Origin of the sequence: Nocardioides sp. 503 (genome assembly GCF_004522095.1) — a bacterium.
Classification (GTDB): Bacteria; Actinomycetota; Actinomycetes; order Propionibacteriales; family Nocardioidaceae; genus Nocardioides.
In genome coordinates, this window is the sequence record NZ_SPUI01000003.1 from 421,566 (window position 1) to 436,214 (window position 14,649).

Consider the following 14,649-nt stretch of genomic DNA (forward strand, 5'->3'; position numbering starts at 1 on the left):
GGACTATCCCGGCGGAGCGGCGCTAGGAGAAGCGGCGGAGCCGGAGGCTGTTGGTGACGACGAAGACGGAGGAGAGGGCCATGGCGGCGCCGGCGATCATGGGGTTGAGGAGGCCGGCGGCGGCGAGCGGCAGGGCGGCGACGTTGTAGGCGAAGGCCCAGAAGAGGTTGCCCTTGATGACGCCCAGCGTCCGCCTCGACAGTCGTACGGCGGTCGCCGCGACGCGCAGGTCGCCCCGCACGAGGGTCAGGTCGCTGGCCTCGATGGCGACGTCCGTGCCGGTGCCCATCGCGATGCCGAGGTCGGCCTGCGCGAGCGCGGCGGCGTCGTTGACCCCGTCGCCGACCATCGCGACGACCTTGCCGTCGGCCTGCAGCCGGCGCACCACGGCGACCTTGTCGGCCGGCATGACCTCCGCGACGACGTCGTCGATGCCCACCTCGGCCGCCACGGCCCGCGCAGCGCGCTCGTTGTCGCCGGTCAGCAGCACCGGGGACAGCCCGATGCGCCGCAGCTCCTCGACCGCCTCGCGGGAGGTCGGCTTGACCGTGTCGGCCACCACCAGCACGCCGCGCGCCCGGCCGTCCCAGCCGACGGCGACCGCGGTGCGGCCCGCCCCCTCGGCCGCGTCGACCGCCGCGAGCAGGTCCTCGCCCAGCGGCATGCCCTCGCGGGCCAGCAGCGCCGGGCGGCCGACGACCACCGAGCGGTCGCCGACGGTGCCGCGCACGCCGAGCCCCTCGACGTTGCCGAAGCCCGTGGCGACCCGGACCGCCGGTGCGGCGTCCGCGATCGCCCGCGCGACGGGGTGCTCCGAGCCGGCCTCGACGGCCGCCGCGGCGGCCAGCACGTCGTCGGAGGACTCGCCCGCGCCCGCCACCGTGGACACCCAGGCCATGTGCCCGGTCGTGACGGTGCCGGTCTTGTCGAGCACCACGGTGTCGACGGCGCGCGTCGACTCGAGCACCTCGGGGCCGCGGATCACGATGCCCAGCTGCGCACCCCGGCCGGTGCCGACCATCAGCGCGGTCGGCGTCGCCAGCCCCAGGGCGCACGGGCAGGCGACGATGAGCACGGCGACCGCGGCGGTGAACGCCACGGAGGCGTCGGCGCCGTTGCCCAGCCAGAACCCCAGCGTCGCGACCGCCAGCGCGATGACCACGGGCACGAAGACACCCGAGATCCGGTCGGCCAGGCGCTGCACCTGCGCCTTGCCGTTCTGGGCGTCCTCGACCAGCCGGGCCATCTGGGCGAGCTGGGTGTCGGCGCCCACCCGCGTGGCCCGCACGACGAGGCGACCGCTGGCGTTGACGGTCGCGCCGACGACGGCGTCGCCGGGACCGACCTCCACCGGCACCGGCTCGCCGGTCAGCATCGAGGCGTCCACGGCCGAGTGGCCCGACTCCACGACGCCGTCGGTGGCGACCTTCTCCCCCGGTCGTACGGCGAACAGGTCGCCCACCGCGAGGCTCGCGGCAGGCACGCGGGTCTCGACGCCGTCCGGACCGTCACGCAGCAGCGCGACGTCCTTGGCGCCGAGGTCCATCAGCGAGCGGATGGCCGCCCCGGCCCGGCGCTTGGCGCGCTTCTCGAACCAGCGGCCGGCCAGCAGGAAGGTCGTGACCCCGGCGGCCGCCTCCAGATAGATGTTGGCGAGACCGTCGGTGCGCTCGACGGTCAGCCGGAAGGGGTGGGTCATCCCCGGCATGCCGGCCGTGCCCCAGAAGAGCGCGACGAGCGACCAGCCGAAGGCGGCCAGCACCCCGACGGAGACCAGCGTGTCCATGGTGGTCGCGCCGTGGCGGGCGTTGGCCCAGGCGGCCCGGTGGAACGGCCAGGCGCCCCAGACCGCGACGGGCGCAGCGAGCGTGAGCGAGGCCCACTGCCAGTAGTCGAACTGGAGCGCCGGCACCATGGCCATCGCCACCACGGGGACGGTGAGCAGCGCGGAGACGACCAGCCGCTGGCGCAGCGCGTCCAGCTCGGGGTCGCCCGCCTCCACCGGCGCACCCGAGCCGGCCTCGGGCTCGGCGGCCGGGAGGGCGGCGGCGTAGCCGGCGGCGCTGACCGTCGCGAGCAGGTCGTCGGTCGAGACCGTCGACGGGAAGGCGACCTTGGCCTTCTCGGTGGCGTAGTTGACGCTGGCGGTGACGCCCTCGAGCTTGTTGAGCTTGCGCTCGATGCGGTTCGCGCACGACGCGCAGGTCATGCCCGTGATGGCGAGCTCCACCTGGTCGGTGCGGTCGACGACGTCGCTCATGGGAGGCCGCCGCTCAGGTGAGCGCGTAGCCGGCCTCGGTCACGGCCGCCGCCACGGCGGCGCGGTCGAGGGGCTCGGCGCTGGTGACGACCGCGGTGCCGGCCTCGTGGGAGACCTCGACGTGCTCGACGCCGGTGATCTCCTCGATCTCCTCGGTCACCGAGGCGGCGCAGTGCCCGCAGGTCATGCCGGTGACGTCGTAGGTGGTGGTGATGCTCATCTGCTCTCTCCTCTCAGGACCGGACCAGGCGCGCGATCGCGTCCACGGCCTCGGTCACCTTCTCGCGCGCCTCGGCGTCGCCGACCCGGGCGGCGTCCACGACGCAGTGGTGCATGTGCTCCTCGAGCAGCCCGATCGACACCGCCTGGAGGGCCTTCGTCATGGCGGCCACCTGGGTGAGGATGTCGATGCAGTACTGCTCCTCCTCGACCATGCGCTGGAGACCCCGCGCCTGGCCCTCGATGCGGCGCAGCCGCTTGAGGTAGTCGTCCTTGCGCTGGATGTAGCCGTGCTGGTGCTCGTGCTCGTCTGCCATGCTCACACCATACCCCCCTATGGTATGAGAACCAAGGCATGGAAAAGCCCGCCGACCCTCGGTCGGCGGGCTCAGGACGTGCGGGCGCGGGGCTCAGGCCTCGCGGCGGGGCTCGGGCGGCTGCGGCTCGACCCCGAGGATCTCGTCGATCTCCTCGGGCGAGAGGTGCTCGTCGGCCTCGCTCGCCGCGATGATGAGGTTGGTGGTGAGCTCCACCTCCCCCAGGAGGTCGACGTCCTCCAGCGTCACGTCGAACTGGTCGTGCACGAGGGGTCTCCGTCCGGGTGGCAGGGGCGGCCGCCGGCGACCGCCGTGGTGCCCAGCCTACGTGCTGACCGAAAGTTCCGTCTGGTCATCACGGGCCATGCCGGAATGCTCCGAAATGGCCACGAGGCCCCGACCCTGTCGGGTCGGGGCCTCGCGTAGAAGACTTCTCAGCCGCGTCGGTCAGACGGGGCGGACGTTCTCCGCCTGGGGACCCTTGGGGCCCTGGGTGACGTCGAACTCGACCTTCTGGTTCTCGTCCAGGGACTTGTAGCCCTGGGTCTGGATCGCCGAGTAGTGCACGAAGACGTCGTCGCCGCCGTCCTCCTGCGCGATGAAGCCGAAGCCCTTCTCAGCGTTGAACCACTTCACGGTGCCTTGAGCCATGTGCTCGTTACTCCTGTTATCGGAACGAAAGCCGCCACTTCGGCGACCCGCATCAGATGCGGTGACACGTCGCTCCGACCCGTGATTGGTATTACCACAAACCAGAAACGCCGTTGGATCACAAACTCCGCGGGCGTCAGACCAGCTGGAACTTGCATCTGTTGCACCACAGACACTATCAAGCGATCCGCGGATGACGACCCCTTGGCACCCAGGAATCTTCCGTGCACCGATGAAGGTTGTGCTTCGCGCGTGTGTCCGGCGGGAAAACCGGGACCGAGCGTGCCTCAGACCGTGCCGCCGCCGGAGGAGCCGTCCGGCGTCGCGCGGTGGCTGCCCTGGGAGGGTGCCGCCGGCGCCGGAGGGGAGGCCGGGTCCGAGGGGTCCACGGGGCCGGGGTCGGCCGTCGTGGTCCCCGAGGTCGCGTGCGTGCCCGACGGGTCCGTCACCGTGGCGTCGGCCGGGCCGGCCGGGTCGGTCGTGCCGACGGCGCCGGGCTGGTAGTCCTTCGCCTTGTGGTCGACGTCGGGGTCGATCCGGTCGGCCTCGCGCAGCCGGTCCTCGACGCGCGCCTCCTCGACGTGGTGGCTCTGGCGCGCCTCGGCGGCCCGCTGCTCGGCGCGCTCGGCCTCGGCGCGCTTGATCTCCGCCTCGGCCTCCGCCTGCTTGGCGTCGCGCTGGGTCTCGGTCAGGACGCCCTGGTGGCTGCCGGCCTCGTGGCGCAGCCGCTCGGCCTCGTGGCGCCGTGACTCGGCCTTCTTCTTGTTCGCCATCGCGAGCGCGACGCCGATGACGGCGAGCAGCACGAGCACGACGACGACGAGGATGATGATGGTGGTGGTGGACATGGGTCCCTCCAAGCTTCTCGACTTCGCCTGAGGTACCCGGCCCCGGCCCTCCGGAAGCAAAGAGGGCTCCTATCGCGAGCGCGTTTGCCCTGGTCAGCCCGCCAGCAGGTGGACGGCGAGGCCGATGCCGGCGGCCCCGATCGCGTAGCGCAGCGGCCGCTCGGGCACGGCGCGCAGCACCCGCGGTCCGGCCAGGCCGCCGACCAGCGCCCCGGCCGCGAGCAGCCCGGCGACCGGCCAGTCCACCGGCCCGGCGACGGCGTAGATGAGCGCGCTGCTCACGTTGGCGGCGCCCGAGCCGAGGTTCTTGACCGCGTTGGTGACCGGCAGCGCGAAGTCGTAGCGCAGGGACATCGCCGCGAGCAGCAGGATGCCGGCGCCGGCGCCGAAGTAGCCGCCGTAGAGCCCGATCCCGAGGAACAGCACCCACCACCGGACGGCACCGCCGGCGCGACTGCCCCGGGGGGAGCGTCGCGCCAGCAGGACACGCAGCCGGTCCCGGGCCAGCAGGCTCACCCCGCCCAGCGCCACCAGCCACGGCACCAGCACCTCGAAGACCGAGGTCGGCGTGGTCAGCAGGAGCGCCGCGCCGAGGCACCCGCCCAGCGCCGTCACGGCGCACAGCCGCAGCACCAGCGGGCCCTGGCCGCGCAGCTCGCGCCGCGCCGCCAGCCCGGAGCCGGCCGTGTTGCTGGTCATGGCGACGGTGCTGGTGACGTTGGCGCTCACCGGCGAGAGCCCCGCGGCGAGCAGGGCGGGGTAGCTCACCACGGAGGCCAGGCCCGCGACCGAGCCGCACAGCCCGGCCCCGACGCCGGCGAGGACGAGGAGCCACCAGGGAGCGTCCACCCCGGCTCAGGCCGAGGCTTCGACGTGGTCCGCGAGGTGGCGGCCGATCTCCAGGGCGGCCGTCGCCGCAGGGGACGGAGCGTTGAGCACGTGCAGCTGGCGCGGTCCGTGCTCGACGTGGAAGTCGTCGACCATGCGCCCGTCGCGGCCGACGGCCTGGGCGCGGACGCCGGCGCCCGAGCGCACCAGGTCGTCGCCGGTGAGCTCGGGCAGGAGCTCCTGCACGCTCCGGACGAACAGCGAACGGCGCACGGACCTGGCCACCTCGCCGGCGCCGGTGCGCCAGTGCTGCCGCGCCAGCCGCCAGGAGCCGGGCCAGGAGACCTCCTCCCACAGGTCCCGCACGTCGACGTCGCCCCAGCGGTAGCCCTCGCGGGCCAGGGCCAGCACCGCGTTGGGACCGGCGTGCACCACGCCGTCGTGGCCGCGGGTGAGGTGGACGCCCAGGAACGGCAGCGCCGGGTCGGGCACCGGGTAGACGAGCCCGCGCACCAGGTGCCGGGCCTGCCCGCGCAGCTCGTGGTACTCCCCGCGGAACGGCACGATCCGCACGTCGGGGCTCAGCCCGGCCAGGCGGGCGACCCGGTCGCTCTGCAGCCCGGCGCAGTTGACCAGGTAGCTGCCGCGCACCGTGTGCTGCGACGTCGAGACCTCGACCGTCGCGCCGTCGGAGTCGACCGAGCGGACCTCCTGGCCGAGCAGCACGCTGCCGCCGGCCCCCTCGACCAGCCCGACCAGCGCGCGGGACACGCCGACGTAGTCGACGACCGCGGTCGTGCCCACCCGGAGCGCGGCGAGGCACGCGACGTGGGGCTCGAGCTCCCGCGCCTGCTCCCGGCTCAGCACGGTCGCGGGGACGCCGTTGGCCTCCGCGCGCCGCCGCAGCTCCTCGAGCTGCGGCAGCTGGCCGTCCTGGGTGGCGACGATGAGCTTGCCCGTGACATCGACGGTCACGCCGTGCTCACGAGCGAAGGCCACCAGCGAGCGGGCGCCCTGGACGGCGAAGCGGGCCTTGAGGCTGCCGGGGGCGTAGTAGATGCCGGAGTGGACCACCCCGGAGTTGCGCCCGGTCTGGTGCGCGGCGACCCGGTCCTCCTTCTCGAGCACCGTCACCCGGTGCCCCCGGGCGCCGAGCTCGGCGGCCGTGGCGAGGCCCAGGATGCCGCCGCCCACGACCACCACCTGCTCGCTCACCGGCCGGCCCCGTCGTCGTCGCGACGGTCGAGCGCGTCGGCGAGGACCTGCGCCAGGTGCCGGCCACCACGCGGTGCGAGGTCGTCGAGCTGGGTGCGGCAGGAGAAGCCGTCCGCGAGCACGGCCGTGGCGTCGTCGGCCGCGCGGACCGCCGGGAGCAGGTGCTGCTCCGCGACCGCCACCGAGACGTCGTAGTGCTCGGGCACCACCCCGAAGTTGCCGGCCAGGCCGCAGCAGCCGTCCAGCACCTGGGCCTCGACCCCGGCCCGCCCGAGCAGCTCGCGGTCCGCGTCGAACCCCAGCACGGCGTGGTGGTGGCAGTGCGGCTGCACCACGGCCCGCCCGCCCACCGCCGGCGGTGACCAGTCCGGCGTACGACGCAGGAGCTCGGCGAGCGTGACCACGGCGCCGGCCACGGCCCGGGCCTCCGGGGTGCCGAGCAGCTCGACGGCGTCGCTGCGCAGCACCGCGGTGCACGACGGCTCGACGCCCACGACGGGCACGCCGGCGACCGCGGCCGCGTGCAGCGTCGCGACGGTCTCGCTCAGCAGCCGGCGGGCGCCGTCGAGCTGACCGGTGGAGATCCACGTGAGCCCGCAGCACACCCGACGGTCCGGCAGCTGCGGGCGGAAGCCGGCGTCCTCGACGACGCGGACCAGCGCGCGGCCGACCTCGGGGGCGAAGTACTCGGTGAAGGAGTCGACGAACAGCACCACCGGCTCGCCGACGCTGCGGCGGGCCGCCGCCGTCCGCCGGAACCACGCGCTGAACGACTCCTCCGCGAAGTCCGGCAGCGAGCGCCGCTGGTCCACACCCGCGGCGGCCAGCGCGAGCCGGCGCAGCGGCTGAAGGGACAGCAGCCGGTTGACGAGCCGGGCGACCGGCTGCGCGAGACGCGCCCACCGCGGCAGCCAGCCGAGCGAGTAGTGCGTGACCGGGCGCAGGCGGCGCCGGTAGGTCTGGTGCAGCACCTCCGCCTTGTACGTCGCCATGTCGGTGCCGGTGGGGCAGTCCGACGCGCAGCCCTTGCAGGCCAGGCAGAGGTCGAGCGCGTCGTGCACCTCGGGCGCCCGCCAGTCCTTGACGGGCGAGGTGCTGTTGAGCATCTCCTGGAGGGCCCGGGCCCGCCCGCGGGTGGAGTCCTTCTCCTCGCGCGTCGCGGCGTACGACGGACACATCACGCCGCCGGTGAGCCGCGTGTCGGCGGTGCACTTGCCCACGCCGGTGCACCGGTGGACGGCCTGGGAGAAGTCGCCCTGGTCGTGCTCGTAGAGGAACGCCAGCGGGGTGCGGGGTCGCTCCGCGGAGGCCACGCGGATCCGGGCGTCGACCGGCTCGGGGTCGACCAGCACCCCGGGGTTGAGCACGTTGCCGGGGTCGAGGGCGTGCTTGAGGGAGGCGAACGCCTGGAGCGCCTCGGGGCTGTACATGATCGGCAGCAGCGCGCTGCGCGCCCGGCCGTCGCCGTGCTCGCCCGACAGCGAGCCGCCGTAGCCGGCAACCAGGCGGGCCGCCTCCTCGAGGAAGGTGGCCAGCTGCGCCGGGCCGCTGGGCTCGCCGAGCCGGAAGTCCAGGCGCACGTGCAGGCACCCGTCGCCGAAGTGCCCGAAGGGCATGCCGGTGAGGTCGTGCTCCTCGAGCAGGCGGTCGAAGTCGCGCAGGTAGTCGCCGAGGCGGTGCGGCGGCACGGCGGCGTCCTCCCAGCCGGCGTGGGCCGGCCGGCCCGAGGGCGAGCGCCCGGCCAGACCGGCGCCGTCCTCGCGGATGCGCCACAGCGGCGCGATCTCGAGCGGGTCCGTGACGACGCGGTGGTCGAGCGGTGCCAGGTCGCGGGCGAGGTCGGCGGCCCGACGCAGGAGCTCACCCGGCTCGTCGCCGGCGAGCTCGACGAACAGCCAGGCCGCGCCGCGCGGCAGCGGCGGCACGGCGTCCGGGCCCTTCCGCTCCACCAGCGTCGCGACGATGCGGCGGTCGAGCCCCTCGCAGGCCGTCGGCCGGTGCGGCAGCACGGCCGGGGCGGCGTCGCCCGCGGCGGCGATGTCCGGGAACCCCAGGACCACGAGGAGGCGGTGGGCGGGGTCCTCGACCAGCCGCACGGTGGCCTCGGTGACCACACCGAGCGTGCCCTCGCTGCCGACCAGCGCCCGGGTCAGGTCGAAGCCCCGCTCGGGGAGCAGGTGCTCCAGGGCGTAGCCCGACACCTGGCGCGGGAAGGTGCCGAGCTCGGTGCGGATCGTGGACAGGTGCGAGGACGCGACCTGGCGTACGGCGTCCACCAGCACCCGCCGCGGGTCGCCGGCCGCCAGGTCGCCCACCTGGTCGGTCCGCAGGACGTGCCCACCGGCGGTGAGGAAGTCCATGCCCACGACGTTGTCGCTGGTGCGGCCGTAGGCCAGCGTGCGGGAGCCGCAGGCGTTGTTGCCGATCATCCCCCCGATCGTGCAGCGGGAGTGGGTGGAGGGGTCGGGGCCGAAGCGCAGCCCGTGCCCCCGCGCCTGCTGCTGCAGGACGGCGTGCACGACGCCGGGCTGCACGACCGCCGTCCGCGCCTCCGGGTCGATCGAGACCACGGCGTCGAGGTGCCGACCGAGGTCGAGGACCACCCCGTCGCCGATGGCGTTGCCGGCCACGGACGTGCCGGCGCCGCGGGAGGTGAGCGGCACCCCCTCGGCGGCGCACACCTCGACGACGCGGGCCACCTCGTCGGCGTCGCGCGGGCGGGCCACCAGCAGCGGCTCCACGCGGTAGATCGAGGCGTCGGAGGAGTAGACCGCCCGGGTCGTGGAGTCGTCGAGGACGTCCGCGACCCCGGCGGCCCGCAGGCGCGCGGCGAAGGAGCTCCCCGTCGCCACTAGCGGCTGAGGAAGGGCATGGCCAGCGGCCGCATCGGCGCCGCCGTGGCGCCGCGCAGCTTGATGCCCGCGCCGATGAAGGCGAACTCGTAGAGCTTCTCCTGCGAGAGCCGCTCCATGTCGACGACCTCCATGATCGGGATCCCCGCCTCGGCGAAGAGATAGGTGTGCACGGGCAGCCAGTTCCCCTCCTCGGTCGAGGGGATCTGCTCGAAGGACAGGTTGTCAGAGCACACCACGGCGGCGCCGCCGCGCGCCAGGAACTCCGCGGCCTCGCGGGTGCAGCCGGCCTCGTTGGTGATGTAGGCCTGCGGGTCGTCCCACAGCGTCATCTGGCCACCGCGGATGAGGACCACGTCACCCACGCGCAGCTCGACCTCCTGCTTGCGGGCGGCGTCGGCCAGGTCCTGCGCGGTGATCCCGTAGCTCTGCGGCAGCACGTCCACGCCGTGCAGCGCGGCGACGTCGAGCATCACCCCGCGGGCGATGATCGGCGGCTGCTTCTCCGCGCCGGCGCACAGCCAGTGCCGGGCGCCGAGGTAGGTGTCGGCGTCGAAGTTGTTCCAGATCTTGGTGCCGTAGCCGAAGTGGTTGAGCGTGTCGATGTGCGTGCCGCAGTGGGTGTACATCGAGACGGCGTCGCCGGAGTAGCCGACCAGCTCGTTCTGAGCTCCGAAGCCGGTGGAGTCGTCGAGGGCGGTGCCGCGCGGGGTGTTGGTCATCCAGATCTGGTACGGCGGCTGGCCGGCCGCCGTGAAGGACGGCATGCCCAGGAAGTAGTCGACGCTCAGGTCGATCGTGTGCCCGGCGTCGGCGCGCGACATGACGGCGCGCATCGACTCGGGGGTGATCAGGTTGAGCATCCCGATCTCGTCGTCCTCGCCGAACGGGCTCGTGGTGATCTGCCGGAAGGTCGCGGCCGCCGCGGCGATCTTGCGGGCGGTGGCCTCGTCGACAAAGTTGGTTCCGCACATGGTTCAGGCCCTTTCGGCGTCGGAGGTCAGGTCGGGCAGGCGGGTGAGCGCCTCGTAGAGGTGGGGGCGGCGCCCGCTGAACAGCGAGATCGCGAAGTCGGCGTCGGGGACGACGATGTCCTTGTCGCGGGCGGTCAGGGGCGCGATGTCGGCGACGACCAGGCCCTCCTCGCGCTCGCTGGTCGCCAGGACCGTGCCCACCGGGTCGATCACCTGGCTGCGGCCGATGAAGGGCACGTTCCGCTCCTCGTCGCCCCGGTTGGCCGCGATCACGAAGACGTGGTTCTCCGCGGCGCGCACCCGGGTGTACAGCTCGGCGACGCGCTGCGCCGGCTCGGGCCAGTTGGTGGGGTTGACGATGATGTCAGCACCGCCGAGCGCCAGGCACCGCGCCCACTCGGGGAAGCGCAGGTCGTAGCAGATGCTCAGCCCGACGACGCCGTACGGCGTGGTGACCAGCACCGGCTCGTTGTCCCCCTGCGTCACGAACCGGTCGGCGCCGAGGAACGGCAGGTGCGTCTTGCGGTAGTCGGCGCGCAGCCCGCCCGGGCCCAGCAGGACGGCGGTGTTGTGCACCGTGCCGCCCACCCGCTCCAGGAAGCCGATCACGACGACCAGGCCGAGCCGCTCGGCGGCCGCGGCGACCGCGGCGACCTCCGGACCCTCGCGGTCCAGGGCGACGGGGAGCATGTCGGCGAGGCTGTCGAAGACGTAGCCCGTGAGCCCGCACTCGGGCAGCACGAGCAGCTCCACCCCGGCGGCCCGCGCCTCGGCCATCACCTCCAGCGTGCGCTCGAGGTTGGCGGGCACGTCGGCGAAGACGCTGCCGATCTGGCCGGCGGCGACCCGCACGGTGGTGCCGGGGGTGGGCCCGGTCGTGGAGAGGGAGGTGGGCATGGTCATCGTGCCTTTCGCTTGCGGTCCCAGGCGCCGTTCGCCACGATCGCGACGATCAGCACGACGCCGTAGGCCATCTGCAGCTCGAAGGACGAGGCCTCGGTGAGGGTGAGGTAGTTCTGGATGAGGAAGAGCAGCACGGCGCCGACGGCGGCGCCGAAGAGCCCGCCGCGCCCGCCGGCGAGGCTGAGCCCGCCCAGGGCCACGGCGGCGATCGCCTGCAGCGTGTAGGTCGGGCCGACCGTGGCGTCGGCGCCGCCCAGCACCGCGGTCAGCACGAGCCCCGCCACCCCGGCCATGACGCCGGTGAGCAGGTAGGCGAGGAACCGCACGGCCGTGACGTTGACGCCGGCGGTGTAGGCGGCCCGGTCGTTGGAGCCGACCATCAGCAGGTTGCGCCAGTAGGCCGTGCGGGTCAGCAGCAGCCAGACGAGGCCCACACCGAGGATGACGTAGAGGACGTTCGGCAGCACGCCGTCGACGGAGGTGAACCACGACATCCACTCCGGCAGGAAGCCCGTCGGGGCGCCCAGCACCTGGGTGGCGAGCCCGGCGAAGACGAGGTAGGTCGCGAGCGTCGCGATGATGGGCGGGATCCGCACGAGGGTCACCAGCGTCGCGTTGACGGCGCCGGCGGCAGCCCCGGTGAGGAGCGCGACGACGATGACCAGCCACGCGACCGAGAGGTCCCGCGGGATCAGCACCGCCGCGATGACCACGCTGACCAGCCCCGCGGTGGGGCCGACCGACAGGTCGAGCCCGCCCCCGCCGCTGAGCACGACGGGCGCCTGGGCCATCGCGAGCAGGACCAGCGGGGAGGCGTAGACGAGCACGAGCTTCCAGCCGCCGCTGAGGAAGGTCTCGCTCTCGGAGGCCGTGAGGAGGAGCATCACGGCGACGGCGACCAGCGCCGGGACGAAGTACGGCACCTTGCGGGCCACCGTCTGGAGCAGGGGGGTCGCGACGGTCGCGCTCACAGCGTCACCTTCCGGTGGGTGTCGTGGTCCGAGGACTGCTCGTCCGAGGACTGCTCGTCCGAGACATGGCGCCCGAACATCGCGGCCAGCACCGCGTCGTAGGTCAGGTCCTCGCCCTCCAGCACGTCGAAGACGCGCTCGGCCTGGCAGACCGCCACGCGGTCGCAGCAGGTGAGCAGCTCCTCGATCTCGGTGGAGAGCATGACCACCGTCGTGCCGGCCTCGGTCAGCTCGCGCAGCAGCGCGTAGAAGTCCCGCTTGGTGCCCAGGTCGACGCCGCGCAGCGGGTCGTTGAGGATCAGCACGTCCGGCTCGGCCGCCAGCCACCGGCCGACCAGGACCTTCTGGGCGTTGCCGCCGCTGAGGCCGGTGATCGGGTACGACGGGTCGTGCGGCACCACGCCGAGGCGCGTCATCTCCTCGCGCACCCGGGTGAGCACCGACGAGGACCGGAACAGTCCAGCGCGCGCGTGCCGCGGCAGCGTGGCCATCGACAGGTTGTCGCCCACCGTCATCGAGGGGAACAGCCCCTCCTCCTGGCGCTTGCCGGGCACGTAGGCGATGCCGGAGCGGAAGGCCTGCCGGTAGCCGGTGACCCGCGTCCACGAGCCGTCGCGGTCGACCTCGACCCGGCCGGAGGCGGTGGGCCGGACGCCGGCCAGGACCTCGACCAGGTGGGAGCCGCCCTGCCCGTCCAGGCCGCCGATGCCGAGGATCTCCCCACGGCGTACGTCGAGGTCGAACGCCGGCGCCTGCGCGACCAGGCTCAGGTCGACGCCGCGCAGCACGACGTCGGCGGCCTGCCTCGAGCGGGCCCCGGCCCGCACGTGGTGCTCGCCGGCGTCGCTGCGCCCGCTCATCATGGAGAGCAGGCGGGCGGGGGTCGCCTCGTCCTTGCCCACGGTGCCGACGGTCCGACCCGAGCGCTGCACCGTGGCGCGGTCGATGAGGATCTCGAGCTCGTCCATCCGGTGGGAGACGAAGAGGACGCTGCGCCCCTCGCGCCGGTGGTCGGCGAGCACGGCGAAGAGCCGGTCGCGGGTGGACAGGTCCAGCGCGGAGGTCGCCTCGTCGAGGATCAGCAGCTTCCACGGGCGCACCAACGCACGGGTGAGGGTCAGCACCTGGCGCTCGGCGAGCGAGAGGTGGTGCGGCGAGCTCTGCAGGATCGCGGGCGAGGCACCCAGGGACGCCACGACCCGCTCGGCGGCCTCGCGCTCGGCCCGCCCTGAGCGGGCCCTGCGGAAGATGCCGTCGGTGCCGGCGAAGACGTTGTCCAGGCCCGAGCACTCGTCGGAGACCAGCGTCTCCTGGAAGACCGTGACGATCTCGTGGCGCTGGGCGGCGGCCGGCGAGCGCAGGTCGACGGCCTTGCCACCGACGCGGACCTCGCCCTCGGTGGGGCGCATGATCCCGCTGAGCAGCTTGACGACGGTGCTCTTGCCCGAGCCGTTCTCGCCCACGAGGCCGTGCACCTCGCCGGGCGCGATGCTCAGGCGGCAGTCGCTCAGGGCGACCGTGGGGCCGTAGCGGTGGGTGATGCCGGCCAGCTCGACGACGGCCGGCTCGAGGGGAGGAGTGCTCATCTCACAGCCTCTGGGCGACGTGACGGTCACGGCCGTAGACCGTGATCAGGAGGAGGATGGCGACGCCGAGCATCACCTGCTGCATGTTCGGACCGATCTCGAGACCGACCAGCAGCGTGGTGAACATGGTCGTCACCAGCACCCCGGCGACCGTGCGGGCGTAGGTGCCGGCACCGCCGAGCAGGGAGGTGCCGCCCACGACCACCGCGGTGATGGTGGAGAAGAGGTAGGGGTCGCCGATGCTGACCGACGCGCCGCCGCTGAAGCCGGCGAGCAGCACGCCCGCGGCGCTGGCGCACAGCGCACCCACGGAGTAGACGACCACGCGGACCACGACCGGGCGGACCAGCGCGAGCCGGGCCGCGCGCTCGTTGCTGCCGAGGGCGTAGAGCCGGCGACCGAAGACGGTGCGCCGCTCGACGAGGAGCACCACCGCGAGGGTGGCGAGCCAGAGGATGACCGCCGCCGGGACGCCGATCCCCCACACCGACCCGACCGGTGAGACGGCGTCGGTGATGAAGCCGGGCACGTCACCGCCGGTGTTGCCGTCGGTGGCGACCAGGACCGAGCCGGTCACGAGGGAGGCCATGCCGAGCGTGACCACCAACGGGTGCAGCCCGAAGAGGCTGGACAGCAGCCCGTTGGCGGTCCCGATCGCGAGCGACACCACGACGACCAGCAGGACGATGCGGGGGAAGCCCCACCCCTCGGCGTACAGGGTGGTCACCAGGACGTTGGCCATCCCGATGGTGGCGGGGATGGAGAGGTCGATGCCACCGATCATCACGGCCCACGTCTGCCCCACGGCGGCGAGGCCGAGGACCGAGGCCAGCACCAGCAGCGACATGACGCCCGTCGTCGAGAGCACACCCGGTGTGGTGAGCGTCAGGACGACGAACATGGCGACCGGCGACAGGTAGACCAGCACGCTGGAGGCGCGCGCCGTCCTGCGCTTCGGGGGCGGCGGGGACGCGGCGGCCAGCGACGGGTCCCCGTGGGTGATGGTGGTGGACATCGACCTCTCC

General features: G+C 73.6%; 14 protein-coding genes. All 14 read right to left on the reverse strand.

The window, feature by feature from the left end; translation table 11 throughout:
- Positions 1-22: 22 nt before the first annotated feature.
- The 14 genes from E4622_RS09400 to E4622_RS09460 all read right to left on the reverse strand — a co-directional run bounded on the left by E4622_RS09400 (position 23) and on the right by E4622_RS09460 (position 14,639).
- On the reverse strand, positions 23-2,260 hold the full coding sequence (locus E4622_RS09400) for a heavy metal translocating P-type ATPase (protein WP_134739940.1): 2,238 nt from the start codon (positions 2,258-2,260) through the stop codon (positions 23-25).
- 13 nt (positions 2,261-2,273) lie between these two features.
- Positions 2,274-2,480 carry a heavy-metal-associated domain-containing protein gene (locus E4622_RS09405; RefSeq protein ID WP_134739941.1) on the reverse strand — a complete coding sequence of 69 codons (207 nt, stop codon included), beginning with the start codon at positions 2,478-2,480 and terminating at the stop codon, positions 2,274-2,276.
- 13 nt (positions 2,481-2,493) lie between these two features.
- Positions 2,494-2,796 carry a metal-sensitive transcriptional regulator gene (locus tag E4622_RS09410; RefSeq protein WP_134739942.1) on the reverse strand — a complete coding sequence of 101 codons (303 nt, stop codon included), beginning with the start codon at positions 2,794-2,796 and terminating at the stop codon, positions 2,494-2,496.
- A 93-nt stretch (positions 2,797-2,889) separates the two neighbouring features.
- Positions 2,890-3,063, reverse strand: coding sequence for a hypothetical protein (locus E4622_RS22735; RefSeq protein WP_167736034.1), 174 nt, complete (start codon positions 3,061-3,063; stop codon positions 2,890-2,892).
- Positions 3,064-3,243: 180 nt separating this feature from the next.
- Entirely contained in the window at positions 3,244-3,447 is a 204-nt protein-coding gene (locus tag E4622_RS09415; RefSeq protein ID WP_056863399.1) for a cold-shock protein, read from the reverse strand.
- Positions 3,448-3,734: 287 nt separating this feature from the next.
- A complete protein-coding gene (locus E4622_RS09420; protein WP_134739943.1) occupies positions 3,735-4,295 on the reverse strand; it encodes a hypothetical protein in 561 nt (186 codons plus the stop codon).
- Between the two features lie 93 nt (positions 4,296-4,388).
- Complete coding sequence (locus E4622_RS09425; RefSeq protein WP_134739944.1) at positions 4,389-5,144, reverse strand: sulfite exporter TauE/SafE family protein; 756 nt, start codon at positions 5,142-5,144, stop codon at positions 4,389-4,391.
- Positions 5,145-5,150: 6 nt separating this feature from the next.
- Positions 5,151-6,338: an L-2-hydroxyglutarate oxidase gene (gene lhgO / locus E4622_RS09430; protein WP_134739945.1), complete on the reverse strand. Its 1,188-nt coding sequence runs from the start codon at positions 6,336-6,338 to the stop codon at positions 5,151-5,153.
- Positions 6,335-9,190: an FAD-binding and (Fe-S)-binding domain-containing protein gene (locus tag E4622_RS09435; RefSeq protein WP_134739946.1), complete on the reverse strand. Its 2,856-nt coding sequence runs from the start codon at positions 9,188-9,190 to the stop codon at positions 6,335-6,337. Before E4622_RS09435 ends, lhgO begins: the two co-directional genes overlap by 4 nt.
- Positions 9,190-10,164 (reverse strand): cyclase family protein, encoded by a 975-nt coding sequence (locus E4622_RS09440; protein WP_134739947.1) that lies wholly within the window; start codon positions 10,162-10,164, stop codon positions 9,190-9,192. Before E4622_RS09440 ends, E4622_RS09435 begins: the two co-directional genes overlap by 1 nt.
- 3 nt (positions 10,165-10,167) lie before the next feature.
- Positions 10,168-11,061, reverse strand: a complete 894-nt coding sequence (locus E4622_RS09445; protein ID WP_167736035.1) for a carbon-nitrogen hydrolase family protein — start codon at positions 11,059-11,061, stop codon at positions 10,168-10,170.
- Positions 11,062-11,063: 2 nt separating this feature from the next.
- Positions 11,064-12,038: an ABC transporter permease gene (locus E4622_RS09450; RefSeq protein ID WP_134739949.1), complete on the reverse strand. Its 975-nt coding sequence runs from the start codon at positions 12,036-12,038 to the stop codon at positions 11,064-11,066.
- The gene (locus E4622_RS09455; RefSeq protein WP_134739950.1) at positions 12,035-13,624 is read right to left on the reverse strand and encodes a sugar ABC transporter ATP-binding protein; all 1,590 of its coding nucleotides are present in this window, start codon (positions 13,622-13,624) and stop codon (positions 12,035-12,037) included. The genes E4622_RS09450 and E4622_RS09455 overlap by 4 nt, the downstream gene beginning before the upstream one ends.
- Position 13,625: 1 nt before the next feature.
- The gene (locus tag E4622_RS09460; RefSeq protein WP_134739951.1) at positions 13,626-14,639 is read right to left on the reverse strand and encodes an ABC transporter permease; all 1,014 of its coding nucleotides are present in this window, start codon (positions 14,637-14,639) and stop codon (positions 13,626-13,628) included.
- Positions 14,640-14,649 lie beyond the last annotated feature (10 nt).